Genomic DNA, 26,236 nt, shown 5'->3' with positions numbered 1-26,236 from the left:
CTAAAGTGGTGGCATGTCAGACACCACCGGCAATCCTCTCGACGACCCCACGGCCGACCCCTTCGCGGTCGCCGCCGCCGCCGCGGAGGACATCGCCCGCATCACCCGCGTCGAGCGCCACGACATCGCGCTGACCCTCGGCAGCGGCTGGGGCAAGGCCGCGGAGCTGCTCGGCGAGACGACGGCGACATTCCCCGCCACCCAGGTGACGGGCTTCAGCGCTCCGGCGCTCAGCGGTCATGTCGGCACCCTGCGCAGCATCGTCACGCCGAAGGGCCGCCGCGTGCTGGTGATCGGCGCCCGCACCCACTACTACGAGGGCTACGGCGTGCGCCGGGTCGTGCACAGCGTGCGCACCGCGGCCGCCGCGGGGGCGCGCACGATGGTGCTCACCAACGGCGCGGGCGGCATCAAGCACACGTGGACGCCGGGGCGACCCGTGCTGATCAGCGACCACATCAACCTCACCGGCGACTCGCCGCTCGAGGGCGCGACGTTCATCGACCTCACCGACCTCTACTCGCTCCGCCTGCGCGACCTCGCGCGCTCCATCGACCCGAGCCTCGACGAGGGCGTCTACTGCCAGTTCCGGGGGCCGCAGTACGAGACTCCGGCCGAGGTGCAGATGGCGAAGGCGATCGGCGGGCACATCGTCGGCATGTCGACCGCTCTCGAGGCGATCGCCGCACGCCAGGCCGGCATGGAGATCCTCGGCTTCTCGCTCATCACGAACATGGCCGCCGGCATCCAGAAGACTCCCCTCAGCCACCAGGAGGTGCTCGACGCCGGCCGCGAGGCCGAGCCGGTCATCTCGTCGCTCCTCGCGCGCGTGATCGGCGCGCTGTGAACGGCGCGGAGGAGGTGCCGGCAGCCAGCCCCGACGTGCAGGAGCCGGCACCCGACAAGGTCCCGGCGGGCTCGGACGCCGCCGCCGACATCCTCGAACGCGCGCGCGCGTGGCTCGCGCAGGACCCCGACGGCGAGACCCGCACCGAGCTGCGTGCTCTGATCGAGGCCGCCGAGGCCGGCGACCAGCTCGCCGCGGACGAACTCGAAGACCGATTCTCGACGCGGCTCGCGTTCGGCACCGCCGGGCTCCGAGGCGCGCTGGGCGCCGGCAGCAACCGCATGAACCGCGTCCTGGTCGCCCAGGCCGCCGCGGGGCTGGCCGCCTACGTGCGCGAGCAGGCCGGGCTGCCTCCGTTGGGCGCAGAAGCGCCGGACGCGGATGCACGCGCGGAAGCGCCGGGCGAGGGTGCGACAGACGCCGAAGCTGAGGCTGGTGCGGCGGATGCCGAGGCGGAGCCCGGTACGGCGGATGCGGCGCGAGCCGAGACGCCTGGGGAGGGCCCGGACGCCGGCACGGATGCCGAGCCCGGCGCCGCGGCACACGATGCGTCGTCCGACCCGGATGTCGCCGTGCCGACGACGGAGTCAGCCGACGGGGGTGCAGGCACCGAGGGCGGATCGCCGGCGACGGACGGGGCTCAGCACGCGGCCTCCGATCTGCCGGACGCGCCCGAGCTCACCGACGCACCCTCGGCGGACGCGCTCGAGGCGGAGGGTCCGGAGGTTCCCGGGATCCTCGACGATGCGCCGATCGTCGTCATCGGGTACGACGGGCGCCGCAACTCCGACGTGTTCGCCCGCGACTCTGCCGAGATCTTCGCCGGCGCGGGGCTGCGCGCGATCCTCCTCCCGCGCCTGCTGCCGACGCCGGTGCTGGCGTTCGCGGTCCGCCACTTCGGCGCCGCCGCCGGTGTCATGGTCACGGCGAGCCACAACCCGCCGGCCGACAACGGCTACAAGGTGTACCTCGGCGGAGACGACGACGGCTCGCAGATCGTGTCGCCGGCCGACGCGGACATCGCGGCGCACATCGCCCGGGTCGCCGAGGGCGCCGACATCAGCACGCTCCCCCGCTCGCTCGCCTTCGAGCTGGCCACCGAGGGCGTCGTCGACGAGTACGTCGCGGCCACCGCGGCCGTCGCTCCGGCTCCCGCCGGCGCGGACGGCCTGACTTGGGTGTACACCGCGATGCACGGCGTCGGGTGGGAGACCCTGTCGCGCATCCTCGACGCGGCCGGCTACCCCGCACCGGTGCCGGTGCCGGCGCAGCTGGAGCCCGACGGCGAGTTCCCGACCGTGGCGTTCCCGAATCCCGAGGAACCCGGCGCGATGGACCTCGCCTTCGAAGCCGCGCGCGAGGCCGGCGCGGAGCTGGTGATCGCCAATGACCCCGACGCCGACCGGCTCGCGGTCGCCCTGCCCGACGAGTCGGCCGAGGGCGGCTGGCGGCGTTTGACCGGCAACGAAGTCGGGCTGCTGCTGGGCTGGCGAGCGGCGCAGCTTGCGACTGCCGGCGGCGCGACGCCCGAGGGTGCGTCTCTCGCCTGCTCGCTGGTCTCCTCGCCCGGCCTGCAGACCGTCGCGGAGCACTACGGGCTCGGCTTCCACGCGACGCTCACGGGCTTCAAGTGGATCTCTCGCGCTCCCGGCCTCGTGTTCGGGTTCGAGGAGGCGCTCGGCTACCTCGTGAACCCCGGCACCGTGCGCGACAAGGACGGCATCTCTGCGGCGGTCGCGATGCTCGGCATGGTGACCGAGGCGCGCGGCCGGGGCGCGACGCTCGCCGACCTCCTCGCCGAGTTCGAAGAGCAGTTCGGCGCCTTCGCGAGCGACCAGATCTCGATCCGCGTCGACGACGTGTCGCAGATCTCGGGCATCATGGCCGCGCTCCGGGCGCGGCATCCGGAATCCGTCGGACAGGTCGCGGTCGATCGCGTCGACGACCTGCAAGAAGGCGTCGATGACCTGCCGCCCGGCGACGTGCTGCGGCTGTGGCTCGCCGACGGCTCGCGCGTCGTCGTGCGCCCGAGCGGCACCGAGCCGAAGCTCAAGCTGTACCTCGACGTGCGCGGCGAGTCTCGCGACGACGCCGGGGCACGCATCGGGGCGCTCGCGGACGGCGCCCGGGCACTCCTCGCCGAGTACGGCGGCTGACGCGCCGACTCCGGTCGTTGAGCGAGCGAGGAACGAGCGAGACGAAACGCCGCTGACGATCACGAAGACTTCAGCGCGTTTCGTCTCGGTCGCCTGCGCTCCCTCGCTCAACGACCCGGAACTTCACCCCCGGTCGTTGAGCGAGCGAAGCGAGACGAAACACGCCCGACGACCGCGCGGGAGGAGTCAGCGGAGGACGAAGTGACCGGGTGAGACCTCGGCGAGCTCGGTGCCGTCGGGCTCGAGGCCGACCGGCTCGGGTCGCGTCGAGATGCGCTCCAGCCGGCGCCGTGCCTGCGCCGGGTCGGTCGACAGCGCGGCATCGAGCAGATGGCGCGTGTAGGCGTGCTGCGGCGACGCGAAGACCTCCGCCGTCGGCCCGAGCTCGACCACGCGCCCGCGGTTCATGACCGCGGTGCGCGTGGCGATCTCGCGCACGACGGAGAGGTCGTGCGAGATGAAGAGGTAGGTGAGCGCCAGCTCCCGCTGCAGCCGCAGCAGCAGCTCGGTGACCTGCGCCTGGATCGACATGTCGAGGGCCGAGAGCGGCTCGTCGCACACGACGAACCCGGGGCGCACGGCGATGGCGCGCGCGATCACGATGCGCTGGCGCTGACCTCCCGAGAACGCGCGCGGGCGCCGGTGGACGGCATCCCCGTCGATCCCCACCGCGGCGAGCGCCTCGATCGCCTGCGCGCGAGGGTCGGCGTCGGGGGCGAGCACGGTGAGCGGCTCCATGACGTTCTGCAGCGCGGTGCGGTGCGGGTTCAGCGACGAGAACGGGTCCTGGAAGATGACCTGCATCGATCGGTGGTACGGCGCTCGGCGGGCGCGCGGGAGTGAGGTGAGGTCGACGCCGTCGTACGTGACGGTGCCGCTCGTCGGCTCTTCCATCTGCAGGATGCTGCGCCCGAGCGTCGACTTGCCGCTTCCCGACTCCCCCACCAGGGCGAGGGTCTCGCCGCGGCGGATGGTGAGGTCGACGCCGTCGACGGCCCGGACCGTCCCGGTCGTGCGACCCCACGCGTTGCGAACGGGGAAGGTCTTGACGAGCCCGTCGACCCGCACGAGGTCGTCTGTCATGTGCGCGCTCATGCGTCCTCCTCCCCGAGCGTCGACGGTCCGCCCGGTGCGGCATCCAGCAGCTCTCGGGTGTACGGATGCTGCGGCTCGCGGAAGACGCGATCCACGTCGCCCGACTCGACGATGCGGCCGTCCTTCATCACGAGCACGTCGTCGCACACGGCGGCGACGACGGCCAGGTCGTGCGTCACGATGAGCACGGTCAGCGCGCGCTCGGCCTGCAGCGCGCGCAGCAGCGCGAGGATCTGCGCCTGGATCGTGGCATCCAGCGCCGTCGTCGGCTCGTCCGCGAGGAGCAGCTCCGGCTGCGCGAGAAGCGCCATCGCGATCATCGCGCGCTGGCGCATGCCGCCCGACAGCTCGTGCGGGTAGCGCGAGAGCACGCGGTCGGGGTCGGGGATGCGCACCGCGACGAGCGCCTCGCGCGCGAGCGCCGTCGCTTGGCGGCGCCCGACCCGCTGGAATCGCCGCGCGACCTCGACCAGATGCGCACCGATCCGCACGAGCGGATTGAACGAGGTCATCGGGTCCTGGAAGACCATCGCCGCCGGCAGCCGCTCGCTCGACGCCGCGGCGGTGATGTCACGGCCGTCGAGGACGACGCGCCGCCACCCGCGCGTCGCGCCGTCGGGAAGGATGCCGAGGAGCGCGCGCAGCAGCATCGTCTTGCCCGAGCCGGACTCGCCGACGATCCCGACGACGCGGCCGCGCGGCACCGCGAACGAGACGTCGTCGAGGACGCGGACGCGGCCGCCGGTGCGGCCGGGCAGATCGACGTCGAGCCCCTCGACGCTCAGCAGCACGTCGTCGGCTGCGCCGTGGGCACCCGTCGGCGCGGTCGCGGGATCGGGGACCGTCATGCCGCTCCTCCTTCGCTGACCGATTGCCGCAGGGCATCGCCGAGGACGTTGAACGACAGCACCGTGAGCAGGATCAGGATGCCGGGGATCAGCGCCAGGTACGGCGCGGTCTGCAGGCTGCCCTGTGCCGATTCGAGGAGACTCCCCCACGACGCCATCGGCGGCTGGATGCCGAGGCCGAGGAAGCTCAGCGCCGACTCGGTGAGGATCGCGGTCGAGATGCTGGCCGTCGCGGCGACGATGATCGTCGGCGCGGCATCGGGCACCACGTGCCGCCACATCACGAGCTCGCGTCGTACGCCGATGTAGCGGGCGTACCGCACGAACGCGCGCTCCCGCAGGGTCAGCGTCTCGGCGCGCACGAGGCGGGCCGTCGCCATCCACGAGAACACGCCGATCACGAAGATGATGGTCCAGAGCCCCGGCTTGAGGAACACGCTGGCGACGATCACGAGCACCATCCATGGGATCGACGACAGGAAGTCGACGAACCGCATGAGGAGGTCGTCGATCCGCCCGCCGGCGTATCCTGCGACGAGACCCACGACGACGCCGATCGCGGTGGCCGCCGTCATCGCCAGGATGCCGACGGTCAGCGAGATGCGCCCGCCGTAGACGACGCGCGAGAAATAGTCGCGGCCGAGCTCGTCGGTGCCGAACCAGTGGGCGGCGCTCGGCGGCTGCCAGCGGATCGCAAGGTCGGTCGAGGTCGGATCCAGCGGGAGCAGCGGTGCGAGGAGCGACACGGCACCGACCACGACGAGGAACGCGATCGCCAGCAGCGACGCGACCGAGCGGAACGAGCGGGTGCGGTGCACCAGGGCAGTCGCATCGATGGCGGCGGCGACGTTGGGCGTGGTGGCGGTCATGAGCCCCCTCCGATCCGGATGCGCGGGTCGACGACCACGTACAGGATGTCGGCGATGAGGTTGCCCAGGATCACGAGCACCGCCGACAGCAGCAGCACGGCGAGCACGACCGGGTAGTCGAGGCTGCGGGTCGCGGTCAGGAAGTACGGCCCGATCCCCGGCCAGCCGAAGATCGACTCGGTGACGATGGCACCGGTCACGAGGATCGGGAGGGCGAGGCCCAGCTGGGTGATGATCGGAAGCATCACGTTGCGGCCGACATGGCGCGTGAGCACCTGACCACGCGAAGCGCCGAAACCGCGCTGCACGAGCACGTAGTCCTGCGAGAGCTGACTGATCGTGGCCGCCCGCACGTAGCGGGCGAGCTCGGGGAAGAACGCCACCACGAGCACCAGGAACGGCATCACGAAGTGCAGGAGGAAGTCGACGGGGTCGCCCTGCTTGCCCACGGAGTGCATGCCGATGATGGGGAACCACCGCAGCTGGTACCCGAAGACGTAGATGACCAGCAGCGCGAACCAGAATGACGGTGTGGCGATGCCGATGCCGGCGATGCCGTCGATCGTCTTGTCGACGAGGGTGCCGCGACGGGAGCCGGCGATCAGGCCGAGCACCACGGCGATGACAAGAGCGGCGAAGTAGGCCGGAGCCACGAGCAGGATCGTGTTCGGGATGCGGGCGGCCAGCTCCTCGGCGATGGGTTGCCGGCTCACCAGCGAGTAGCCGAGATCGCCCTGCACCACGTTGGCCAGCCAGAGCCCGTACTGCACGACGATGGGCTGGTCGAGACCGTAGCGGGCGCGTATCGCCGCCTGGGTCTCCTCCGACATCTGCGGCGTCGTGATCGTGTCGACGACGTCGTACGGCGCCGCGTGCAGCAGCAGGAAGACGACGAACGTCACCAGCAGCAGCATCGGAAGGACCTGCAGCAGACGGCGCAGGATGTAGACCGCCATCGGTTCTCCTTTCGGGCGGACGATGAAACGGATGCCGGCGGCCGAACCTCGGCCGCCGGCATCCATTCGTCCCTTACTGCTCGGTGAGCAGCCCGAAGTTCTCCAGCGTGTAGATGGGCACGAGCTTCGCCTCGTCGACGCCGCCGATCCGCGGGTTCACCGCGAGGATCTTGAGGTTGTCGGCGAGCGGGAAGACCACCGCGTCCTCGGCGATCTGCGCCTGCAGCTCGGCGTAGACCGCCGCGCGGGCCTCGGGGTCGAGCTCGACGGCGCCCTGGTCGAACAGCGCGTCCGTGGCCGGGTTCGAGTACGAGAAGTAGTTGGCCGAGGCGCCGGTGCGGTACAGCAGGCTGTACGCGTCGGGGTCCTGACCCATGATGTAACCGCCGAGGAATGCGTCGTACTGCGACTCGGCGCCCTTCTGGATCTCCTCGAAGACCGCCGCGGGCTCGATGCCGGCGAGCTCGACCGTGATCCCGGCATCCTGCAGCTGCTGCTGGATGAGCGTCGCCTCCGTGGTCTGCGCCGGATCTGCACCGGCGTACGCCAGCGTGATCGAGAGGTCCGAGACGCCGGCCTCTTCGAGGAGGGCCGCCGAGGCATCCGTGTCCTGCTCGTACTTCTCGACGTCCTCCGTCGCGAACGCGTTGCTCGGCGGGAGGATCGTGTACGCGTTCTCGTAGTACTCGTCGCTCAGGAACGCCCCGGTGTTGATCTCTTCGCGGTCGAGGGCGAAGAAGATCGCCTGGCGCACCTTCGGGTCGGTGAGCTTGGCGGCGTTGAGGCCGACGTAGGCGACGCGTCCCTCTGCGTACGGGTAGACGTTCAGGCCGGCGCCCTCGAGCTCGGTGATCTGGGCGGGCGTCGCGAACGAGGCGTCCACCTCACCGGTCTGCAACGCCGTCTTGACCGTGTCGGCGTCGGCCACGATCCGCAGCGTGACCTCGGGGATGTTCGGCGCCTCGCCGTAGTAGTTCTCGTTCGCCTCGAACGTGAGGTACTGGCCGCGCTCGTACTCCGTGAGCTTGTAGGGTCCCGAGCCGACCGCGATCGGGTCGAGCTCCGACACCGAGAAGTCGGTGACGTCGCCGTACACGTGCTCGGGGATGATGTACGTCTCGGTCGCGATGTTGCTGAGGGCCGCCGCGCTCACGCTCGGCAGGTTGAAGACGACGGTGCGCTCGTCGGCCGCCTCGGCCGTGATGGGCTGGTCGCCGACGTACAGCAGGTCGGCGTTGCCGTTCTCACGCACCGCCTTGTTCGTGTAGGTGAAGACGACGTCGTCGGCGGTCAGGGGCTCTCCGTCGGACCACTTGAGGTCCTCCTTGAGGGTGACCGTGACCGACAGGCCGTCATCGGCCGGCTCGATGGACTCGGCCAGCTCGTTCACGACCGTGCCGTCGCCCTCGACCCGCGCGAGCGGCGAGTAGACGAGGTTGGTGACGGTCAGACCCCAGCGGTCGGCGACATTGATCGGGTTGAGCGAGGTCGGGTCGCTCGCGATCGCGTAGGTGAGCTGGCCGGTCGCCTCGGCGCCGGTCGTCTCAGGTGCCGCGTCGCCCTGCGCGCACGCGGCCAGTCCGATGGTCGCCGCCAGTGCCAGTGCGATGGGGGCGATCACTCGCCGTCTCGTCTTTACGAGCTCTTGGGTCTTCATCGTGGTTCGAGTCCTCTTCGCTGTGCATGCGCCCGAATGAACGCACCGTTCGAGCCTAGGTCGGCCCGTGCGAGCGAGGCTTCGATCGGCAGAACAATTGCGAAGTATGTCGGCGCTGTGACATGCACATCGAGCCCTAGGCTCGGAGCATGCTGCTCACCCTGCCCATCGCGCTGGAGAACGAGTACGTGCGCCTCGAGCCGCTCGCGCCCGAGCACGAAGCCGATCTCGCGGCGGCGGCCGTCGGCCTCGAGCACACCTGGTACACCTCGGTGCCGCGTGCCGAGGGGGTCGGCGCCGACATCGCGCGGCGTCTGGCATGGCGCGACGAGGGCCATATGAATCCCTGGGCGGTGCGCAACCTCGACACCGGACGCGTGGTGGGGACCACCACCTTCTGCAACATCGACCAGCCCAACCGCCACGTCGAGATCGGCCACACCTGGATCGGACGAGAGGCGCAGCGCACCGCGGTGAACACGGCGTCGAAGCTGCTGCTGCTCGGCCATGCGTTCGAGGCGTGCGATGCGATCGCTGTCGAGTTTCGCACCCACTGGCACAACCTCCAGTCGCGCGCGGCCATCGCCCGCCTCGGTGCCCGACAGGACGGCGTGCTGCGCAACCACCGCCTCGGGCCCGACGGCACGCTGCGCGACACCGTGGTCTTCTCGATCCTCCCCCACGAGTGGCCGGCGGTGCGCCTCGGCCTCACCGAGCGCCTCGCCCGCGGCTGACCCGCCGCACCGGCATCCGTCCCGCCCGGCCCTTCCTCGCCTCCTCGGCCCCTCCCCCGGGACCTTGTCGGGTTTGGGGCGCGTTCTCTCCGTTGGGGCGCAGAATCTCCGCCCCAACTGAGATTTTGCGCCCCGAACCAGAGGAGGGACGGATGCTGCGCCCCGCCACCGCAACACCCGCTCCTCCCGACCCCGGCCATTCGCGGCTCGTCGGCCGCTTCTCCACGGTCGGCGCCACGGGAGTCCGCACCGCGCGCGGGCTGTGAGCAGGCTCGACGCATGCCACCGATGCGCCTGCTCCGTCACCACGATCTCGTCCTGCTCGGTATGAGCCCGCGCCGGCTGGCGGCCGCGCTTCGTGCGGGATCAGTGGTCAAGGTTCGGCCCGGGGTGTTCGTGCGCGGCGACGCGTGGAACGCAGCCAAACCCGAAGCCCGCTCCGTGGCACGGGCCCAGGCACTGACGGCGGTCTCAACGACCCCGCCGGTCGTGTCCCACGAGACGGCGGCCGCTGTGCACGGTCTGCCCCTGTATCGCGCGGATGACCGGGATCGCGTCCATGTGATCGCCGCCACCGGGCGCCCTGGTGCCGCCGCAGGGGTCGTACGCCATCGCGGGGAACTCCCCGACGACCACGTCGTCGTGCTGGAGGGCATGCGCGTCACCTCGCTCCTGCGCACGGTGGCCGATGTCGCGCGCACCACCACCTTCGAGCAGGGGGTGACCATCACCGACGCGGCGCTGCGCCAGCAGTTCGTCACCGGCCCCGGTCGGTACGACTTCGACGGCGCCGAGGACTTCCGGCAGAGGGTGTTCGAGATCGTGCGACGAGCAGCGCACGGGCAGACGCGCGCACGGCGTGTGCTCGATTTCGCCGACGGGCGTGCGCAGCTTCCGGGCGAGAGCATCAGTCGCATCCGCCTGCACGACCTGGGGTTCCGAGCAATTCAGCTGCAGGTGGCGGTGGCAGGACCACGGAACACGGCCTACTTCGTCGACTTCGGCCTTGAGGACATCGCCGCGCTCGGAGAGTTCGACGGTGCGATCAAGTACGTGAACGGCCGACTCCTCGACGGGCGCACGTCGTCGCAGGCACTCGATGAAGAGAAGCAGCGAGAGGACTGGATCCGCGGGACGACCCAGCGCCGCTTCGCCCGCTGGGGGTGGCCGCACCTGCGCACGGCCGCCCACCTGGGCGCACGGCTCGCGGCGTTCGGCATCCACCCTCTGTGCTGAGCCCGCCGCCGCCCACGGACCGGACCGCTCGCCCCTACTCACCAGGTTCGGGGCGCGTTCTCTCCGTTGGGGCGCAGACTCTGCGCCCCGACGGAGGAAATGCGCCCCGAACCTGAGAAGAACCGCGGATGCGATGGGGTCAGCCGTCGATGACGGCGACGAGCTCGTCCAGGAAGGCGTTGAAGTCCGTTCCGCGGCGGACGATGCGCTGCACGCTGTCGCGCTCGCTGAACACCTCGACGAACTGCTCGAACACGGTCTGGAACGCCTCGCGGTCGGTCTCGGAGAAGGCGACGAGGGCCACGACCTGCACGCGCCCGTCGCCCCACGCGATCGAGGGGTCGGCGATGCCGATGGCGATCGCGGTGCGGGATGCCGTCATCTCGAGCGCATGCGGCACGGCCAGGGCATCGGTGAACGCCGTGGACGAGAGCCGCTCGCGCTCGATCGTGCGCTCGATGTACTCGGCGTCGATGACACCGCGCTCCAGGAGCAGCGCGCCGAGCGTCCGGATCACGCCCTCCTCGCCGGCGACCGCCGCGTCGTCGAGCCCTCGCAGGAAGGCCGACGGCTCGAAGTAGCGCTCGAGCTCGGCCCGCAGCCGCGCCAGCCGCCGCGAGCGGCGGATGCGGCCCGCGGCCGCCTGCACGCGTTCGACGTCGGTGTCGGTCAGGAACGGCTGGATGCGGACGATCCGCTCGTTCGTCACGGGCGGATCGATGGTCGTCAGCACCAGGTCGGTGTCGATCGACGCCCAGTCCGGATCGACGCGCGTCTCGACGCCGACGACCTCGATGGCCTGGCCGAGCGAGCGGTCGACGCTCGAGCGCAGCAACTCGTGCAGGTCGTAGTAGCCCGGGCACACGATGGTCGCGGTCAGCAGCTGGTCGGCGCGGCGGCTGCGCTCGAGGCGGCCGCCGACGTGCATCGCGATGTAGGCGATCTCGTCGTCGGGCAGCGGGATGCCCAGGCGCTGCTGCAGGCGGCTCGCGATGAAGACCGCCACCTCGAAGATCATCGGGTACGTCGACTTGAGCGACCGCGTGAGCGGGTTGCGCGACCAGGCCTGCTCGCGGGCGCGGTGCAGCAGGTTCTGCACGTGCAGGGCCAGCCGCGCTACGAAGTCGTCGTGGGCGATGTCGACGAGGAATTCCTCGGCGGCGGCGGTCACGACGTCGTGCACCGCGGCCTCGACCTCAGGATCGAGGGTGGACGGCGCGGTGGCGGATGCCGCGCCCTCGAGCCCGTCCGGTGCGACGACCCGGGTCAGCACGAGGGTGGCGAGATGCTGCAGGTCGGCACTGCCGAGGTGCACCTGGAGGTGCCGCTCCGACAGGTCGGCGATGATCGCCGCCACCTGGGTCTGCGTAGGCCGGTCACGGGCGGCAGCGCCCTCGGTGCCGATGGCGTCGAGCGGGCGGTCCCGCGCGGTGCGGTCGGCCGCGATCGCGATGTGCATGACCACGTCGGCGATGCCGAACTCGTTGACGAACCAGCCCAGCTCCCCCAGTCGCGCGACGAGCTCGGTCTTGAACGGCCCGAACGCCTGGGCACCGACCGACCCCTCGCCGAGCGTGCGCCGGAGGGCCGCGAGGTCGAAGGATCCGGCATCCATCTCGTCATGCGCGAGTTTGCTGAGGAGCCGGCGCTGGGCACCCTCGGTGCCGCGCAGCCGGGCGCGCGATGCGGAGCGCTCGAGGGTCAGCTCTGTTCCGCCGAGCAGGCCACGCACCCGCGCGAGGTCGGCGTCGAGTGTCGCCGGCGAGACGTGCAGGGTATCGGCGGTCTCGAACACATCGATGCCGTCGGCCGCGTCGAGGAGCGCCCGCACCAGCGTGTGCAGGCGGTCGCGCGGCGTGCCGGCGTCGCTGCCCGCCCGGAGCGCGGCGGCGGCCTCGGAACCGGCCCGGTATCCCTGCGGACCCGACTCGACCGCGACCCCCGGGGCGACGCGGGCGTTCGCCGCGGTCACGTACGACCGGATGCTGCGAGGGGTGACGCCGAGGGCGTCCGCGAGGGCGGATGCGGTCACCCAGTCGCCGTCGCGCAGGAGCAGTCCGAGCACACGATCCTGCCGGGCCCGGGTCACCTGCCCAGTCAACCACGGCTGCCATGCTCCGGCGCGGGAACGGCGGCTGCGCGGTGCTCCGCATGGCGGCGTTTCCTCCCCCGCGGAAGAAGGAGTGGTTGTCCCCTCCCAGCGTTCTCACAAGAATGGCCCTTGAGGAGGCGGGTCGATGAGGATCCTTGTGGTCTGCGGAGCGGGTGCCTCGAGCACCTTCGTCGCTCAGCGTGTGCGCCATGCCGCGCATGCCGAGGGCCTCGACTACTCCGCCTTCGCCGGCACCGAGCAGTCGCTGCCCATCGACCTCGATGCCGCGGACGTCGTCCTCGTCGGGCCTCATCTCGCGCATGCGCTGGAGCGCATCGAACGGGATGCCGCCGCACGGGGCACGACGGTGGTGCTGCTTCCGTCCGACATCTTCGGAGATCGAGACGGCACCCGCACCCTCGCGCTGGTCCGCGCCGCCACCGGCAGCTCCGGGGGGCCGCTCCCGGCCGCGGACGCGGCAGGGCGCGAAGGCCCGGACTGACCTACCGCCCAGACACAGCGCGCAGACAGACCCGCACCGACAGAGCAGTCCTGAACCAGAATCCAGAAAAGGGGTCGACGACATGCCACCCATCTCCCGCACCGTCCGCATCGGATCGGCGCACGGCCTGCACGCCCGGCCGGCGAAGCTGTTCGCGCAGGCGGCGAAGGACGCCGGCATCCCGATCACGATCGCGAAGGATGCGGGCAGCCCGGTGAACGCGGCGAGCATCCTCGGCGTGATCGCGCTGGGCGTCGAGCGGGGCGACTACGTGACGCTCACCGCCGACGGCGACAACGCGGAGGCGACGCTCGACACGCTCGCCGAACTCCTGACCACCGACCACGACGCGGAGGCGTGACCATGACCGAGCTGCGAGGTGTGGGAATCGGCCTGGGCGTCGCCCAGGGGCCTGTCGCACGCATGGCGGAGCCGGCGCCGGCTCCGACTGACGCGCCCAGCACGCTGAGCGCCGACGAAGAGAAGGCACGGGTGGCGGATGCCGTGGCCACCGTCGCGCGCGAGCTCGAGGCGCGCGGCCAGCAGGCCGGCGGCGCCGCGCAGGAGGTGCTCGAGGCGCAGGCGATGATGGCCGAGGACCCCAGCCTCGCCGACGAGGTGGACGCCCGCATCGCCCAGGGCAAGACGGGCGAGTTCGCCGTGTTCGACGCCTTCGCGTCGTTCCGCGATCAGCTCACGGCGCTCGGCGGCTACCTCGGCGAGCGCGCGGCCGACCTCGACGACGTGGCGCAGCGCGTCATCGCCCGGCTGCGCGGCGAGCCTGCTCCCGGTGTGCCCGACCCGGGGCATCCGTTCGTCCTCGTCGCGAAGGATCTCGCACCGGCCGACACCGCCCTCCTCGACCTCGACAAGGTGCTGGCCCTGGTGACCACCGAGGGCGGCCCGACCTCTCACACGGCGATCCTCGCCCGCGAGAAGTCGATCGTCGCGATCGTCGGCGCGGTCGACGCCAAGGACCTCCGCGACGGCGAGACGGTGATCGTGGATGCCGCGGCCGGCGTCGTCACGACCGCGCCCACGCCCGACGAGCTCGAGCGGGCGCTGCGCCGCGCCGAAGACCGCGCGTCCGCGTCGTCGGCGCCGATCACCGACGGCGCGCTCGCGGACGGCACGCCGGTGCCGCTGCTCGCCAACCTCGGCAAGCCGGAGGGCGCCATCGACGCAGTCGCGCTCGGCGCCGAGGGGGTCGGGCTGTTCCGCACGGAGTTCCTCTTCCTGAGCTCGGCGCAGGCTCCCACGGTCGAGCAGCAGCGCGAGGCGTACACGAAGCTCCTCTCCGCGTTCCCCGGCAAGAAGGTGGTCGTGCGGGTGCTCGACGCCGGCGCCGACAAGCCGCTGGCCTTCCTCAACGACGCCCACGAGGAGAACCCGGCGCTCGGGCTCCGCGGCATCCGGGCCCTGCGGGCCAGTGAGGACATCCTGCGCGAGCAGCTCACGGCACTGGCCGACGCGGATGCCGCCACCGACGCCGACCTCTGGGTGATGGCGCCGATGGTGGCGACCGTCGAAGAGGCCGAGTACTTCACCGACGTCGCCCGCGACTACGGCATCAAGACCGCCGGGGTCATGGTCGAGGTGCCCTCGTCCGCGCTGCTCGCCGACCGGATCCTGTCGTACACCGACTTCGCGTCGATCGGCACCAACGACCTCACGCAGTACACGATGGCCGCCGACCGGCTGCTCGGCTCGGTCGCCGCGCTGCAGGACCCGTGGCACCCCGCCGTGCTGCGGCTCATCCGGGAGGTCGGCGACGCCGGCCGGGCGCACGGCAAGCCCGTCGGCATCTGCGGCGAGGCGGCGGCGGATCCGCTCCTGGCCGTGGTGCTCGTGGGCCTTGGCGCCACGAGCCTGTCGATGGCTCCCACGGCGCTCGCCGACGTGCGCGCCACCCTGCTGAAGCACACCCTCGACCAGGCGCGCGACATCGCCGCCGCCGCCGTCGCCGCGTCGGACGCGGCATCCGCTCGGCTCGCCGCGCAACAGGCTGCGAGCGGCACCATCCCCACCACCGCCCAGACGGCGGCCACCCGATAGGCCGCCCGCAACTGCGGCAACGAGAGAAGGAGACAGCAAAATGACAACGGCGTCAGTGCCCGCATCGGGCACCAGCAAGGCGCGGGTCGGAGTCCAGCGCTTCGGCACGTTCCTGTCCGGCATGATCATGCCGAACATCCCCGCGCTGATCGCGTGGGGCATCTTCACGGCGTTCTTCATCGGAGTCGGCTGGACGCCGAACGCCGACCTCGCGACGATCGTCGGACCGTTCATCCACTACCTGCTTCCGCTGCTGATCGCCTACACGGGCGGAAGCATCATCTACGGCATCCGCGGCGGCGTGGTGGCGTCGATCGCCACGATGGGCGCGATCGCCGGCTCCGACCTGCTGATCGCGCAGATCAACGCGGACCTGCCCGCCGACAACCAGCTCGGCCAGGTGCACATGTTCATCGGCGCGATGATCATGGCGCCGATCGCCGCCTACTCCATGAAGTGGCTCGACAGCGTGTGGGAGGGCAAGATCAAGGCGGGCTTCGAGATGCTCGTCAACATGTTCTCGGCCGGCATCTGGGGCTTCGTGATGGCCATCGTCGGGTTCTACCCGATCGCCTGGCTCGTCAACGGGATCATGCAGGTGCTCAGCAACGCCGTGAACTGGCTGGTCGACTACAACCTGCTGCCGCTCACGAGCATCATCATCGAGCCGGCGAAGGTGTTCTTCCTGAACAACGCCATCAACCACGGCGTGCTGACGCCGCTCGGCGTCTCGGAAGCCGCCGACACCGGCTCGTCGATCCTGTTCCTGCTCGAGGCGAACCCCGGACCTGGTGTCGGCCTGCTGCTCGCGTTCACGTTCTTCGGCCTCGGCGCCGCACGCGCCTCGGCACCGGGCGCGGCCGTGATCCAGTTCTTCGGCGGCATCCACGAGGTGTACTTCCCCTACGCGCTGATGAAGCCGATCCTGATCCTCGCCCTGATCGGCGGAGGCATGACCGGTGTCACCACCAACATGCTGCTGGGCGGTGCGCTGCGCGCGCCGGCGGCCCCGGGCAGCATCATCGCGGTGCTCGCACAGACCGCGCAGGGTGCATACTTCGCGGTGATCCTGTCGGTCGTCCTGTCGGCTGCCGTCACGTTCCTGATCGCCGCCCTCATCCTGCGGGCCTCGCGCAAACGCGACCTCGCGGCGATGGCGGCGACCGACGACGCCTTCGGCGCCGCGATCACGCAGACCGAGGCGGCCAAGGGCAAGTCCTCCGACGCCCTCGCGGGGCTGCGCGGCGGTGCCGCGAGCGGAGTCGACGGCGGCATCGAGCCGGCGACGATGACCGAGCGCGAGATCAAGAGCATCGTGTTCGCGTGCGACGCCGGCATGGGCTCGTCGGCGATGGGCGCCAGCGTGCTGCGCAACAAGATCAAGAAGGCGGGCATCGAGGACGTCACGGTCGTCAACAAGGCGATCGCGAACCTGGATGCCTCGGCCGACCTGGTCATCACGCAGAACCAGCTCACCGACCGGGCGCGGCAGAAGACGCCCGGCGCGGTGCACGTGTCGGTGGACAACTTCATGAACTCGCCCCGCTACGACGAGGTCGTGGACCTGGTCCGCACGCAGCACGAGGATGGTGCGTAACTGAGACCGCGGTGGGGCCGGGCGGGCGCTTCATGCCCTCGGCCCCATCGCCCTCGCTCCGGCCGCGCCGCCACTCGGCCGCCGGGGCGAACGGCGGGGGCGGCATCCGCTCCTCCGAGCATGACAAGCGAACACGACAGCCAGTACGACAAGACAGCGGGAAAGGCGAAGACATGGCACGCGACGTTCTGAGCATCGGCCAGGTGCGCATCCACTCCGGCAGCGCCACGCGCAACGAGGCGATGAAGGAGGCCGCCGACATCCTGCAGACCGCCGGCGCCGTCACGGGGGCGTACTACGACGCCATGCTGCAGCGCGAGCAGACCGTGTCGACGTACATGGGCAACGAGCTCGCCATCCCGCACGGCACGAACGAGACGAAGGGCGAGATCCTCGAGTCCGCGCTGTCGGTGGTGCGCTACGACGGCGGCGTGGACTGGGACGGCAATCCGGTGACCTTCGTCGTCGGCATCGCCGGCAAGGGCGACGAGCACCTCGAGATCCTGTCGCAGATCGCGATCCTCTTCTCGGAAGAGGACGACGTCGCCCGCCTCAAGCAGGCGCAGACGCCGGAAGAGCTGTACGGCCTGGTGTCCGCGGCAGGCGTCTGATGAAGGCCGTCCACTTCGGCGCCGGCAACATCGGCCGCGGCTTCGTCGGCCTGCTGCTGCACGAGGGCGGGTACGAGCTCGTCTTCTCGGATGTCGCCGCCCCGCTCGTCGACGCGATCAACCACGCGTCCCGCTACACGGTGCACGAGGTGGGCGAGGGCGGCAGGGACACCGTCGTCACCGGCTTCCGGGCGATCAACAGCGCCGAGCAGCCCGAACCCGTCGTCGAGGAGGTCGCGAGCGCGAACGTCGTCACGACGGCGGTCGGGCCGACGATCCTGAAGTTCGTCGCGCCTCACATCGTCGCCGGGCTGGCGCTGCGCAATCCGTCGAGTCCGCCGCTGCAGATCATGGCCTGCGAGAACGCCATCAACGCCACCGACCTGCTCCGTGACGAGGTCAGGCTGCTCGCCGGCGATGCGTGGGACGCGCTCGCCTCGCGCGCCGTGTTCGCGAACACGGCCGTCGACCGCATCGTGCCCGCTCAGCCCGAAGGCGGAGGGGTGGACGTCACGGTCGAGCCGTTCTTCGAATGGGCGATCGAGCGGCCGCCGTTCGGCGACGACCCGCCGCGCATCCCGGGTGCCCACTTCGTCGACGACCTGGCGCCCTACATCGAGCGCAAGCTGTTCACGGTCAACACCGGGCACGCCGCGACCGCGTACTTCGGCGCCCAGGCGGGGGTCGAGGGCATCGCCCAGGCGCTGTCCGACCCCGCGCTCGCCGCGCGAGTGGAGGCGGCTCTCGAAGAGACCTCGGCGCTCCTCGAAGCCAAGCACGGGCTCGACGCGGACGAGCTCGCCGCATACCGCGCCACGATCCTGAGCCGCTTCCGCAACACGGCCCTCCCCGACACGGTGTGGCGCGTCGGCCGGCAGCCGCTGCGCAAACTGTCGCGGCATGAGCGGTTCGTCGGTCCCGCCGCCGAAGCGGCGGAGCGCGGACTCGGCGTCGATGCGCTCGTCGCCGCGATCGGCGCAGCGCTGGCGTTCGACGACAGTGAGGACGCTCAGTCAGTGGATCTGCAGCGGATGCTGCGTGAACAGGATGCCGCGACCTTCACCGCGTCGGTCACGGGCCTCGAGCCGGGGCATCCGCTCTTCCCGAGGGTCGAGGCCGTCGTCGCGGCGCGGCAGGCCGAACTCGCAGGCTGACCGCGTTCGCAGGTTCGGCCGCTCGGGCGCGGCTACGCTCTTCCGGTGACCCCGAGCGCCCCCTCCACCGATACCCGACCCGACGTGCACACGGGATCCGCCGCCCCCGCAGCCGTCGCCGTCGTCAAGACCCGCCGGCGCGGCCTCCGGGTGCTCTGGTGGATCATCGGCTCTCTCGGCGGCCTCATCGTGCTCGGCATCGTCGGCATCGTCATCTGGAGCCAGATCGGCGTCATGGCCGCCGAGCCCGAGCCGCTCGCCGAGGTACGGTCGAACGCCGCGATCGAGATCACCGACACCGACACGGGCATCGTGCTCGCACCCGCCGGGGAGTCGGCCGACGTCGGCCTCGTCTACGTGCCGGGCGCGAAGGTCGACCCCTGGGCCTACGCCGACAAGCTCTCGGGACTCGTCGCCGAGGACGGCCTCACCGTCGTCATCACGAAGCCGTGGCTGAATCTCGCGTTCTTCGACCTGCGGCCGCTGTCGGCCTTCACGGACCTCGCCACGGGCGTCGACACCTGGCTCGTGGGCGGGCATTCGCTCGGCGGCGTGCGGGCGTGCCAGCTGGCGGCCGACGCCGACGGCCTCGCCCTGTTCGGGTCGTACTGCGCGAACGACCTCTCGGCGTCGGGACTGCCGGTGATCAGCGTCGCAGGCAGCGAGGACGGGCTGTCGACGCCCGACAAGATCGCCGACGCGCGGCCCCTGCTCCCCGACGACGCGCAGATGCACGAGATCGAGGGTGCGAGCCACGCGTCGTTCGGGGACTACGGCCCGCAGCCGGGCGACGGCACTCCCACGATCGCGGACGACGACATGCGCGACGAGCTCACCGAACTCGTCGGCCCGTTCGCCCTGGCCACCGGCGGTCGCTGACCGGAAGGCGCTTTCGCGCCCGAAACTGAAACGGCTGACGTCTCGACCGCGTCCAGGGCGTTTCGTCTCGCTCGTTCCTCGCTCGCTCAACGACCGGCAGGAAAGGTCCCGGTCGTTGAGCGAGGGAGCGCCAGCGACCGAGACGAAACGCCTTGAGCCGACGCGCTACAGCGGGCTCGACGACCGGCAGCCCCCGCCTAGACTGGAATCCCGTGACCGTCATCCTCGCGGCGATCGCAGCCTTCGTCGCTGCCGTCATCCAGCGCATCACCGGGCTCGGCTTCGTGCTGGTGCTGGTCGGCCCCATCGTCCTGCTGTACGGACCGGTCGAGGGGGTCACCCTCGCCGTGCTGCTCGCACTGGTCGCGTCGCTCGTCGCCATCCCGCTCGTGTGGCGGCAGATCGACTGGGGCCGCTCGTGGTGGCTCATCTGGCCCGGTATCGTCGCGGCGCCGTTCGGTGCGCTGCTCGTGCACCTGCTGCCCGACGCCGCCCTCCTGCTCCTCATCGCGGCGATGGCGTTCCTCGCGCTGCTGGCGGGACGCATCTCCGCCCTCTCCGCGTCGCTGACGGGACGCATGGGCGCCGTGGTCTCGGGCTCGGCGGCGGGGTTCATGCACGTCGCGAGCGGCCTGTCGGGTCCGCCGCTCGCCGCCTATGCGGTCGGCGACCGCTGGCCGCAGCGCAGCTTCGCGGCGAGCTCGCAGCTGATCTTCACCGTATTCGGCGTGGTGTCCGTGGCGCTGCGCGGGCTTCCGGTCTCCCCCGCCCAGGATGTCGGCACCCTCGTCGTCGCGACGATCGCCGGCATCGCGATCGGCACGATCCTCTCCCGCAACGTCTCGCCGCGGATCGCCCGAGCCGCCATGCTCGTGCTCGCCTGGGCCGGAGCGACAGTGGTGCTGGTGCGCGGCATCCTGGCACTCTTCCTATGACCGGTTCCGCATCCGACGCCGGCCATGCCGAACGAGCTTCGGCGTGAGCACCGTCGATTTCGGTTAATGCCGCTTCACGCTTAGTGTTCTGTCGGCGGAATCGTCACGCCGGCACGAGGACGTGCGCATCGACGAACGTGAGGATCAATGAGCGACCATCGCTACGCCGTCATCGGCGCCGGCCCCTCGGGCCTGTCTGCTGCCCGTGCCCTGCAGAAGGCCGGCATCGAGTTCGACGGCTTCGAGTCGTCCCGCGGGGTCGGCGGCCTCTGGGACATCGAGAACCCGCGCTCGACCATGTACGAGTCGGCCCACCTCATCTCGTCGCGGACCACGACCGAGTTCGCCGAGTTCCCCATGCGGACGACCGCCGACTATCCGAGCCACCGCGAGCTCATCGCGTACTTCCGCGACTTCGCCGACCGCTTCGGGCTCACCGAGCGGTTCCGCTTCGACACGAAGGTCACCTCCCTCGAACGCACCGACGACGGCGGATGGATGCTGGAAGCCACCGGTCCCGCCTCCGGTTCCGGCGCCGTCGAGCCGGTGAAGCAGCGCTACGAGGGCGTCATCCTCGCCAACGGCACGCTCGCCGAGCCGAACGTCCCCTCTTTCCGAGGCGAGTTCACCGGCGAGCTGCTGCACACCAGCGCGTACAAGTCGGCGTCGCAGCTCAGCGGCAAGCGCGTGCTCATCATCGGCGCCGGCAACTCCGGCTGCGACATCGCGGTCGACGCGGTGCACCACGCGGCCTCCGTCGACATGAGTGTGCGCCGGGGCTACTACTTCGTGCCGCGGTACCTCTTCGGCAAGCCGTCCGACACGCTCAACCAGGGACGACCGCTGCCCGCACGGATCAAGCAGTTCGTCGACACCCGCGTGCTCCGTGCCTTCACGGGCGACCCGGTGCGGTTCGGCTTCCCGAAGCCCGACTACAAGATCTACGAGTCGCACCCCATCGTCAACACCCTGATCCTCAACCACCTCGGCCAGGGCGACCTGCGCATCGTGCCCGACATCGACCGCTTCGACGGATCCACAGTCCATTTCCGCGACAGGTCCTCCGCGGAGTACGACACGGTGATCCTCGCGACGGGCTACAAGCTCGACTACCCGTTCGTCGCTCGCAGCGAGCTCGCCTGGACCGGCATGGCGCCGCACCTGTACCTCAACGCGTTCACCCCGTTGTTCAACGGGCTGTACGTGATGGGCATGATCGAGGCATCCGGAATCGGCTGGCAGGGCCGCTACGAGCAGGCCGAGCTCATCGCCGCGTACCTTGCGGCGCTGGAGAAGCACCCCGAGCGTGCCGCGGCCTTCCGCAGGCGGGTCGCCGACGAGCCGTGGCCCGACCTCACCGGCGGCTACCGCTACCTCGGCCTCGAGCGCATGTCGTACTACGTGAACAAGGATGCCTACCGCGGTGCGGTGCGCGCCGCCACGCGGATGCTGAAGACGGATGCCGCAGCGCCGGCGTCGCGGCGCGGCGCCCTCGACAGGCTCAGGCACCGGACGAAGTCGGCGTCCATGCGCACGCCCTCCTCGAAGAAGGTGACGGCATGAACCCGGACGACGTGCTCCTCAACTTCAATCCGGGCACGCTCGTCCTGCTCAACGTGGTGCTCGGGCTGATCATGTTCGGCATCGCACTCGACACGACGATCGACGACTTCAAGGTCGTCGCCCGCAAGCCGAAGCCGTTCGTCATCGCGATCATCGCTCAGCTCGTCGTGCTGCCGGCCGTGACGTTCGGGCTCACCCTGATCCTGCCGGTGACGCCGTCCATGGCGCTCGGCATGATCCTCGTCGCGTGCTGCCCGCCCGGGAACATCTCGCAGGTGCTGACGCACCGCTCCGGCGGCAACGTCGCCCTGTCGGTGTCGATGACGGCGGTGTCGAACCTCCTCTACATCTTCGTGCTGCCGCTCTCGGTCGCCTTCTGGGGGTCGCTGCACCCGACCGCGAGCGAGCTGCTGGTCGCCGTCGAGCTCAACCCCTGGGTGATGCTCGGCGACATCCTGCTCATCATCGGCGTGCCGTTCGCCCTCGGCCTGTTCATCCGGCACCGCTTCCCCGCCTTCGCCCGCAGGGTGCAGCCGTGGGTGAAGTGGTTCTCGCTGCTCGCGCTCGTCGGCTTCATCGTGGCGGCCCTCGCCGGCAACTGGACGTTCTTCGTGGCGTTCCTCGGCATCATCGTGCTGGTCGTCACCATCCACGACGCGGTCGCCCTGGGCATCGGCTACACCACCGCCGTCGTCGGCGGCCTCGGCACGCGCGAGCGCAAGGCCATGACGTTCGAGGTGGGCATCCGCAACGCCGGCCTCGGCCTCGGGCTCGTCTTCACCTTCTTCGGCGGCCTCGGCGGCATGGCCATCGTCGCCGGCTGGTGGGGCATCTGGGACATCATCGCCGGCCTCGCGGTCGCCGCGCTGTGGGCCCGGCACACCCGCCGCCGGACCGGTTCCGCCAAGGGCGACGCCTCACGCCGGGCAACCGATGCCGTGGGCCGGGACTCGGACGCGGGGTCGGGGTCCGGCGCGGGTTCCGGCTCGGGGTCCGGCTCGGGGTCCGGCGCGGGTTCCGAGGCACCCACGGGAGCGCCGGAGTGAGCCGCACAGGGCACACCGGTGCCGCGCGCGCCGCGGCCGCGCTCAGCAGTCTCTCGACCCAGCCGATCACGGTCGTCGATCGCGCCACGCGGGAGTCCGCGAACGAGCGCGTGCGGGTGCTGGTCACCGGAGGCGCCGGGTTCCTCGGATCCCACGTGGCCGCAGCGCTCGTCGCCCGCCCCGACGTGGAGCTGGTCGTGGCAGGCGACGTGCGGCGGCCGGAGCATCCGATCGAGGGCGTCGTCTACGACGAGTGCGACGTGACCCGCGCCGCCGGGCTGGTGCCGCTGCTCGAGCGCCACGGCATCGACGTGGTCGTGCATCTGGCCGCGATCGTGAACCCCGGCCGCGACCACGAGCTCGAGTACCGCGTCGACGTCGACGGCTCCCGCCACGTGCTCGAGGCCTGCGTGGAGGCGGGCGTGCGACGCATCGTGGTGTCGTCATCGGGCGCCGCCTACGGCTACCACCCCGACAGCCCCGAGTGGCTCCGTGAGTCCGACCCGGTGCGCGGCAACGACGAGTTCGCCTACTCCAAGCACAAGCGCCTCGTCGAGCAGCTGCTCGCCGCCTACCGCGTCGCGCACCCCGAGCTCGAGCAGGTGGTGTTCCGCATCGGCACGATCCTCGGACCGACCGTGCAGAACCAGATCACGGCACTCTGGAACGGCCGTGCGGTGCTGGCGGTGCGCGGCTCGGTGTCGCCGTTCGTGTTCGTGTGGGTCGACGACGTCGCCGGCGCGATGGCCCGCGCCGCGACCGACGGGCCTTCCGGCGTCTACAACGTGGCCGGCGACGGGCGCGTGACGGTGCCCGAGATCGCCCGCCGCCTCGGCAAGCCGGTCGTGACCGTGTCGGCCGGGCTTCTCGGATTCGCGCTGCGGATCGGACGGATGCTGCGCCTGACTGTGCACGGGCCCGAGCAGGTGGGCTTCCTGCGCTACCGCCCGGTGCTCGCGAACGACGCCCTCAAGCGCGACTTCGGCTACACGCCCGCGAAGACCTCGGCCGAGGCGTTCGAGGCCTACCTCGATACCCACCCCGGCGTCGCCCGCCGCTCCTGACTCATGTGACGCGCCTGCGAAACTCCACGGATCCCGAGCCTTCGGCAGCTCAAGAGGGGCGGACACCCGCCCGCAGCTCAGCATCCGTGGAGTTCTGCAGGTTCCTCCACAGCGCCGGTCGGGGTCGCCTTCTCCACGGACCGGCCTTCGAACCGCACGGCCCCGCATCAGAGGGCGTCTCATCGACGTATGGCCACGGGGGAGATCTGGGATGCGGCGCGCCTCATCCTGCCGGCAACCTTTCTGAGCCCCGCGGCGTTGACCGCGATGGGACTGGGCCGATATCGGGTCAGCTGCCTGGTGAAAGACGGCCGGCTTGTCAGGCTTCGCAACGGTCGGTACATCCCGGCTGATCTGCACCCTGATCTGGTGACGGCGGGTCGACTCGGAGGAAGGCTCGACTGCGTGTCCCTCCTCTCGGCGATCGGGGTCTTCGTCCGCCACAAGCCGACGGCACCGCACGTGCAGTTCACGCCGGGTACGACGCGCCTCCCACCGCGACCCATGGGGGTGACAGCGCACTGGCGCCATACGTCAGGCGAGCGTGCCGGTCTCGCGGCCGAATTGACCGAGGCACTGACGCAAGCTTGCCGTTGCCTGACGCCGCGCGATGCGGTGGCGACGCTCGACAGCGCATGGCATCACGGGCTTGTGGACGAGCAGGCCATTGCTGAGATTTTCGCCCGCCTCCCCCGCCGGTACAGGTCACTGCGGCAGCTGCTCGATCGCCGCAGCGAATCGGGCGCGGAGACCTTGATGCGATTGCTGCTCCGCGGGCTCGGCTGCCGAGTCGAGATTCAGGTCAAGGTCCCGGGCGTCGGACGCGTGGATCTCATGGTGGATGGATGGCTCATCGTCGAATGCGACAGCCAGGCCTTTCACGAGGGCTGGTACGCACAGAAGCGCGACCGTCGTCGCGACCTCGCGGCAGCCGCGCTGGGCTACACCACTGTGCGCCCGCTCGCCGAGGACATCTATTACCGCCCCGACGAAGTCCTCGCGACGATGAAGGCGGTGGTGAGTCACCCTCGCCTGCAGAAATCCACGCAATCCGTGGGGGTAGCGCCCCTGGGCTCAGTGTCGAGGCGCGCCGCGCACTGATCCCGTGGAGTTCTGCAGGTGAACCCGGCAGCGGGGCGCCGGCGGCTAGGCCTCGAAGCCCTCGGCGATGAGGTCGATGAGCTCCTCGCGCTCCTCCACGGGGAGGAAGGCGCCGGCCGCGGCGTTGAGCTGGAAGGTCTCGAGGTCGTCGAGGCCGTACTCGAAGGTCTCGGAGAGCAGCGCCAGCTCGCGCGTCAGCGACGTGCGGCTCATCGTGCGGTTGTCGACGTTCACGGTCACCGAGAAGCCGAGCTGGTACAGCAGGTCGAAGGGGTGGTCCTCCATCGTGGTGCCCCAGCGCTCGATCGCGCCTGTCTGCAGGTTCGACGACGGCGACAGCTCCAGCGGGATCTCACGGTCGCGCACCCAGCGCGCGAGGTCGCCGAACTGCACCAGCACCTCTTCGCCCGCGCGCGACACGACCTCGAGGTCTTCGGCGAGGCGCACGCCGTGACCGAGACGCAGTGCACGGCCGTCGATGAGCGCCGAACGGATCGACTCGAGCCCGGCCGCCTCACCGGCGTGCACGGTCGCCGGGAAGAACTCGGACGCCAGGTAGTCGAAGGCGTCGCGGTGGTTCGAAGCCGGGAAGCCGTCCTCGGGTCCGGCGATGTCGAAGCCGACCGCCCCGCGGTTGCGCCACTCGACGGCGAGCCGGGCGATCTCGAGCGACCGGTCGGTGTGGCGCATCGCGGTGATGAGCTGCCCGACGCGGATGTCGTGCCCGCGACGCTCCGCGGCATCCTCGCCCTCCTCGATGCCCTCCTGGACCGCGGTGACGACCTCGTCGAGCGACAACCCGCGCGTCAGGTGCTGCTCGGGCGCCCACCGCACCTCGCCGTAGATCACGCCGTCGGCGGCCAGATCCTCGACGAACTCGCGTGCGACGCGCGTGAGTCCTTCGCGGGTCTGCATCACGCCGGTCGTCAGGTCGAAGGTCTTCAGGTACTCGACCAGCGAACCCGAGTCGCTCTTCTCGGCGAACCAGTCCGCCAGGTCGTCCGGCTCGGACTGCGGCACCTCGAGCCCGATCGCGTCGGCCAGCTCGATGATCGTCGCCGGTCGCACACCACCGTCGAGGTGATCGTGCAGCGACACCTTGGGCAGGCTGCGGAGCGACACGCCATCGAGAATGGCGTCGCCGTGCTGGTCGATGGGCATGGATTTCTCCTCGTTGCGATCGCGAGTGGGGATGTGGGACGGATGCCGCGACCCGGCGCCGCACCGGAGCCCCGGCGC

At 70.7% G+C, this 26,236-nt stretch carries 23 protein-coding genes; 16 read left to right on the top strand and 7 right to left on the bottom strand.

What is annotated here, in order from left to right; all coding sequences use genetic code 11:
• Nucleotides 1-13: 13 nt before the first annotated feature.
• A complete protein-coding gene (locus ABG085_RS05525) occupies nucleotides 14-847 on the top strand; it encodes a purine-nucleoside phosphorylase (protein WP_347978424.1) in 834 nt (277 codons plus the stop codon).
• Between the two features lie 35 nt (nucleotides 848-882).
• Entirely contained in the window at nucleotides 883-3,003 is a 2,121-nt protein-coding gene (locus tag ABG085_RS05520; protein WP_347979282.1) for a phospho-sugar mutase, read from the top strand.
• A 186-nt stretch (nucleotides 3,004-3,189) separates the two neighbouring features.
• Here ABG085_RS05520 and ABG085_RS05515 read toward each other — a convergent pair whose 3' ends face one another.
• From ABG085_RS05515 to ABG085_RS05495, 5 genes are all read right to left on the bottom strand, one after another.
• On the bottom strand, nucleotides 3,190-4,098 hold the full coding sequence (locus ABG085_RS05515; RefSeq protein ID WP_347978423.1) for an ATP-binding cassette domain-containing protein: 909 nt from the start codon (nucleotides 4,096-4,098) through the stop codon (nucleotides 3,190-3,192).
• Nucleotides 4,095-4,946 (bottom strand): ABC transporter ATP-binding protein, encoded by an 852-nt coding sequence (locus tag ABG085_RS05510; RefSeq protein WP_347978421.1) that lies wholly within the window; start codon nucleotides 4,944-4,946, stop codon nucleotides 4,095-4,097. The genes ABG085_RS05515 and ABG085_RS05510 overlap by 4 nt, the downstream gene beginning before the upstream one ends.
• The gene (locus tag ABG085_RS05505; RefSeq protein WP_347978420.1) at nucleotides 4,943-5,815 is read right to left on the bottom strand and encodes an ABC transporter permease; all 873 of its coding nucleotides are present in this window, start codon (nucleotides 5,813-5,815) and stop codon (nucleotides 4,943-4,945) included. The genes ABG085_RS05510 and ABG085_RS05505 overlap by 4 nt, the downstream gene beginning before the upstream one ends.
• On the bottom strand, nucleotides 5,812-6,771 hold the full coding sequence (locus tag ABG085_RS05500; protein WP_347978419.1) for an ABC transporter permease: 960 nt from the start codon (nucleotides 6,769-6,771) through the stop codon (nucleotides 5,812-5,814). Before ABG085_RS05500 ends, ABG085_RS05505 begins: the two co-directional genes overlap by 4 nt.
• 73 nt (nucleotides 6,772-6,844) lie before the next feature.
• Nucleotides 6,845-8,392, bottom strand: coding sequence for an ABC transporter substrate-binding protein (locus ABG085_RS05495; protein WP_347978418.1), 1,548 nt, complete (start codon nucleotides 8,390-8,392; stop codon nucleotides 6,845-6,847).
• Between the two features lie 185 nt (nucleotides 8,393-8,577).
• Between ABG085_RS05495 and ABG085_RS05490 the strand changes: the two genes are divergently transcribed.
• Together ABG085_RS05490 and ABG085_RS05485 are read left to right on the top strand one after the other, a co-directional pair.
• Entirely contained in the window at nucleotides 8,578-9,162 is a 585-nt protein-coding gene (locus ABG085_RS05490) for a GNAT family protein (protein ID WP_347978417.1), read from the top strand.
• Between the two features lie 279 nt (nucleotides 9,163-9,441).
• The gene (locus ABG085_RS05485; RefSeq protein ID WP_347978416.1) at nucleotides 9,442-10,398 is read left to right on the top strand and encodes a hypothetical protein; all 957 of its coding nucleotides are present in this window, start codon (nucleotides 9,442-9,444) and stop codon (nucleotides 10,396-10,398) included.
• A 139-nt stretch (nucleotides 10,399-10,537) separates the two neighbouring features.
• Here the strand turns inward: ABG085_RS05485 and ABG085_RS05480 are convergent, their stop codons facing one another.
• On the bottom strand, nucleotides 10,538-12,487 hold the full coding sequence (locus ABG085_RS05480) for a PRD domain-containing protein (RefSeq protein ID WP_347978415.1): 1,950 nt from the start codon (nucleotides 12,485-12,487) through the stop codon (nucleotides 10,538-10,540).
• 148 nt (nucleotides 12,488-12,635) lie between these two features.
• Between ABG085_RS05480 and ABG085_RS05475 the strand changes: the two genes are divergently transcribed.
• From ABG085_RS05475 to ABG085_RS05420, 12 genes are all read left to right on the top strand, one after another.
• Nucleotides 12,636-12,992, top strand: coding sequence for a PTS sugar transporter (locus ABG085_RS05475; protein WP_347978414.1), 357 nt, complete (start codon nucleotides 12,636-12,638; stop codon nucleotides 12,990-12,992).
• 82 nt (nucleotides 12,993-13,074) lie between these two features.
• Entirely contained in the window at nucleotides 13,075-13,353 is a 279-nt protein-coding gene (locus ABG085_RS05470) for an HPr family phosphocarrier protein (RefSeq protein WP_347978413.1), read from the top strand.
• Nucleotides 13,354-13,355: 2 nt separating this feature from the next.
• Nucleotides 13,356-15,047, top strand: coding sequence for a phosphoenolpyruvate--protein phosphotransferase (ptsP, locus tag ABG085_RS05465; protein ID WP_347978412.1), 1,692 nt, complete (start codon nucleotides 13,356-13,358; stop codon nucleotides 15,045-15,047).
• Nucleotides 15,048-15,087: 40 nt separating this feature from the next.
• A complete protein-coding gene (locus ABG085_RS05460) occupies nucleotides 15,088-16,644 on the top strand; it encodes a PTS mannitol transporter subunit IICB (RefSeq protein ID WP_347978411.1) in 1,557 nt (518 codons plus the stop codon).
• A gap of 173 nt (nucleotides 16,645-16,817) precedes the next feature.
• Nucleotides 16,818-17,255: a PTS sugar transporter subunit IIA gene (locus ABG085_RS05455; RefSeq protein ID WP_347978410.1), complete on the top strand. Its 438-nt coding sequence runs from the start codon at nucleotides 16,818-16,820 to the stop codon at nucleotides 17,253-17,255.
• Nucleotides 17,255-18,409, top strand: coding sequence for a mannitol-1-phosphate 5-dehydrogenase (locus tag ABG085_RS05450; protein ID WP_347978409.1), 1,155 nt, complete (start codon nucleotides 17,255-17,257; stop codon nucleotides 18,407-18,409). The genes ABG085_RS05455 and ABG085_RS05450 overlap by 1 nt, the downstream gene beginning before the upstream one ends.
• Before the next feature lie 45 nt (nucleotides 18,410-18,454).
• On the top strand, nucleotides 18,455-19,288 hold the full coding sequence (locus ABG085_RS05445) for an alpha/beta hydrolase (RefSeq protein WP_347978408.1): 834 nt from the start codon (nucleotides 18,455-18,457) through the stop codon (nucleotides 19,286-19,288).
• A 212-nt stretch (nucleotides 19,289-19,500) separates the two neighbouring features.
• Nucleotides 19,501-20,223, top strand: a complete 723-nt coding sequence (locus ABG085_RS05440) for a TSUP family transporter (RefSeq protein ID WP_347978407.1) — start codon at nucleotides 19,501-19,503, stop codon at nucleotides 20,221-20,223.
• Between the two features lie 147 nt (nucleotides 20,224-20,370).
• Nucleotides 20,371-21,786 (top strand): NAD(P)/FAD-dependent oxidoreductase, encoded by a 1,416-nt coding sequence (locus ABG085_RS05435; protein WP_347978406.1) that lies wholly within the window; start codon nucleotides 20,371-20,373, stop codon nucleotides 21,784-21,786.
• On the top strand, nucleotides 21,783-22,832 hold the full coding sequence (locus ABG085_RS05430) for a bile acid:sodium symporter family protein (protein WP_347978405.1): 1,050 nt from the start codon (nucleotides 21,783-21,785) through the stop codon (nucleotides 22,830-22,832). The genes ABG085_RS05435 and ABG085_RS05430 overlap by 4 nt, the downstream gene beginning before the upstream one ends.
• The gene (locus ABG085_RS05425) at nucleotides 22,829-23,896 is read left to right on the top strand and encodes an SDR family oxidoreductase (protein WP_347978404.1); all 1,068 of its coding nucleotides are present in this window, start codon (nucleotides 22,829-22,831) and stop codon (nucleotides 23,894-23,896) included. Before ABG085_RS05430 ends, ABG085_RS05425 begins: the two co-directional genes overlap by 4 nt.
• Before the next feature lie 189 nt (nucleotides 23,897-24,085).
• The gene (locus tag ABG085_RS05420; RefSeq protein WP_347978403.1) at nucleotides 24,086-24,997 is read left to right on the top strand and encodes a hypothetical protein; all 912 of its coding nucleotides are present in this window, start codon (nucleotides 24,086-24,088) and stop codon (nucleotides 24,995-24,997) included.
• Between the two features lie 45 nt (nucleotides 24,998-25,042).
• Here the strand turns inward: ABG085_RS05420 and ABG085_RS05415 are convergent, their stop codons facing one another.
• A complete protein-coding gene (locus ABG085_RS05415) occupies nucleotides 25,043-26,158 on the bottom strand; it encodes an adenosine deaminase (RefSeq protein ID WP_347978402.1) in 1,116 nt (371 codons plus the stop codon).
• Nucleotides 26,159-26,236 lie beyond the last annotated feature (78 nt).

This window comes from Microbacterium sp. ProA8 (genome assembly GCF_039905635.1).
GTDB classification, from domain to species: Bacteria; Actinomycetota; Actinomycetes; order Actinomycetales; family Microbacteriaceae; genus Microbacterium; species Microbacterium chionoecetis.
This window is presented reverse-complemented; position numbering and strand designations above follow the sequence as displayed.

Bases quoted from the DNA above. Each gene is read 5' to 3' on its own strand.
- ABG085_RS05525 (WP_347978424.1), top strand. From the start codon at position 14: ATGTCAGACACCACCGGCAATCCTCTCGACGACCCCACGGCCGACCCC.
- ABG085_RS05515 (WP_347978423.1), bottom strand. From the start codon at position 4,098: ATGAGCGCGCACATGACAGACGACCTCGTGCGGGTCGACGGGCTCGTC.
- ABG085_RS05510 (WP_347978421.1), bottom strand. From the start codon at position 4,946: ATGACGGTCCCCGATCCCGCGACCGCGCCGACGGGTGCCCACGGCGCA.
- ABG085_RS05505 (WP_347978420.1), bottom strand. From the start codon at position 5,815: ATGACCGCCACCACGCCCAACGTCGCCGCCGCCATCGATGCGACTGCC.
- ABG085_RS05500 (WP_347978419.1), bottom strand. From the start codon at position 6,771: ATGGCGGTCTACATCCTGCGCCGTCTGCTGCAGGTCCTTCCGATGCTG.
- ABG085_RS05490 (WP_347978417.1), top strand. From the start codon at position 8,578: ATGCTGCTCACCCTGCCCATCGCGCTGGAGAACGAGTACGTGCGCCTC.
- ABG085_RS05485 (WP_347978416.1), top strand. From the start codon at position 9,442: ATGCCACCGATGCGCCTGCTCCGTCACCACGATCTCGTCCTGCTCGGT.
- ABG085_RS05475 (WP_347978414.1), top strand. From the start codon at position 12,636: ATGAGGATCCTTGTGGTCTGCGGAGCGGGTGCCTCGAGCACCTTCGTC.
- ABG085_RS05470 (WP_347978413.1), top strand. From the start codon at position 13,075: ATGCCACCCATCTCCCGCACCGTCCGCATCGGATCGGCGCACGGCCTG.
- ptsP (WP_347978412.1), top strand. From the start codon at position 13,356: ATGACCGAGCTGCGAGGTGTGGGAATCGGCCTGGGCGTCGCCCAGGGG.
- ABG085_RS05460 (WP_347978411.1), top strand. From the start codon at position 15,088: ATGACAACGGCGTCAGTGCCCGCATCGGGCACCAGCAAGGCGCGGGTC.
- ABG085_RS05455 (WP_347978410.1), top strand. From the start codon at position 16,818: ATGGCACGCGACGTTCTGAGCATCGGCCAGGTGCGCATCCACTCCGGC.
- ABG085_RS05450 (WP_347978409.1), top strand. From the start codon at position 17,255: ATGAAGGCCGTCCACTTCGGCGCCGGCAACATCGGCCGCGGCTTCGTC.
- ABG085_RS05435 (WP_347978406.1), top strand. From the start codon at position 20,371: ATGAGCGACCATCGCTACGCCGTCATCGGCGCCGGCCCCTCGGGCCTG.
- ABG085_RS05430 (WP_347978405.1), top strand. From the start codon at position 21,783: ATGAACCCGGACGACGTGCTCCTCAACTTCAATCCGGGCACGCTCGTC.
- ABG085_RS05420 (WP_347978403.1), top strand. From the start codon at position 24,086: ATGGCCACGGGGGAGATCTGGGATGCGGCGCGCCTCATCCTGCCGGCA.
- ABG085_RS05415 (WP_347978402.1), bottom strand. From the start codon at position 26,158: ATGCCCATCGACCAGCACGGCGACGCCATTCTCGATGGCGTGTCGCTC.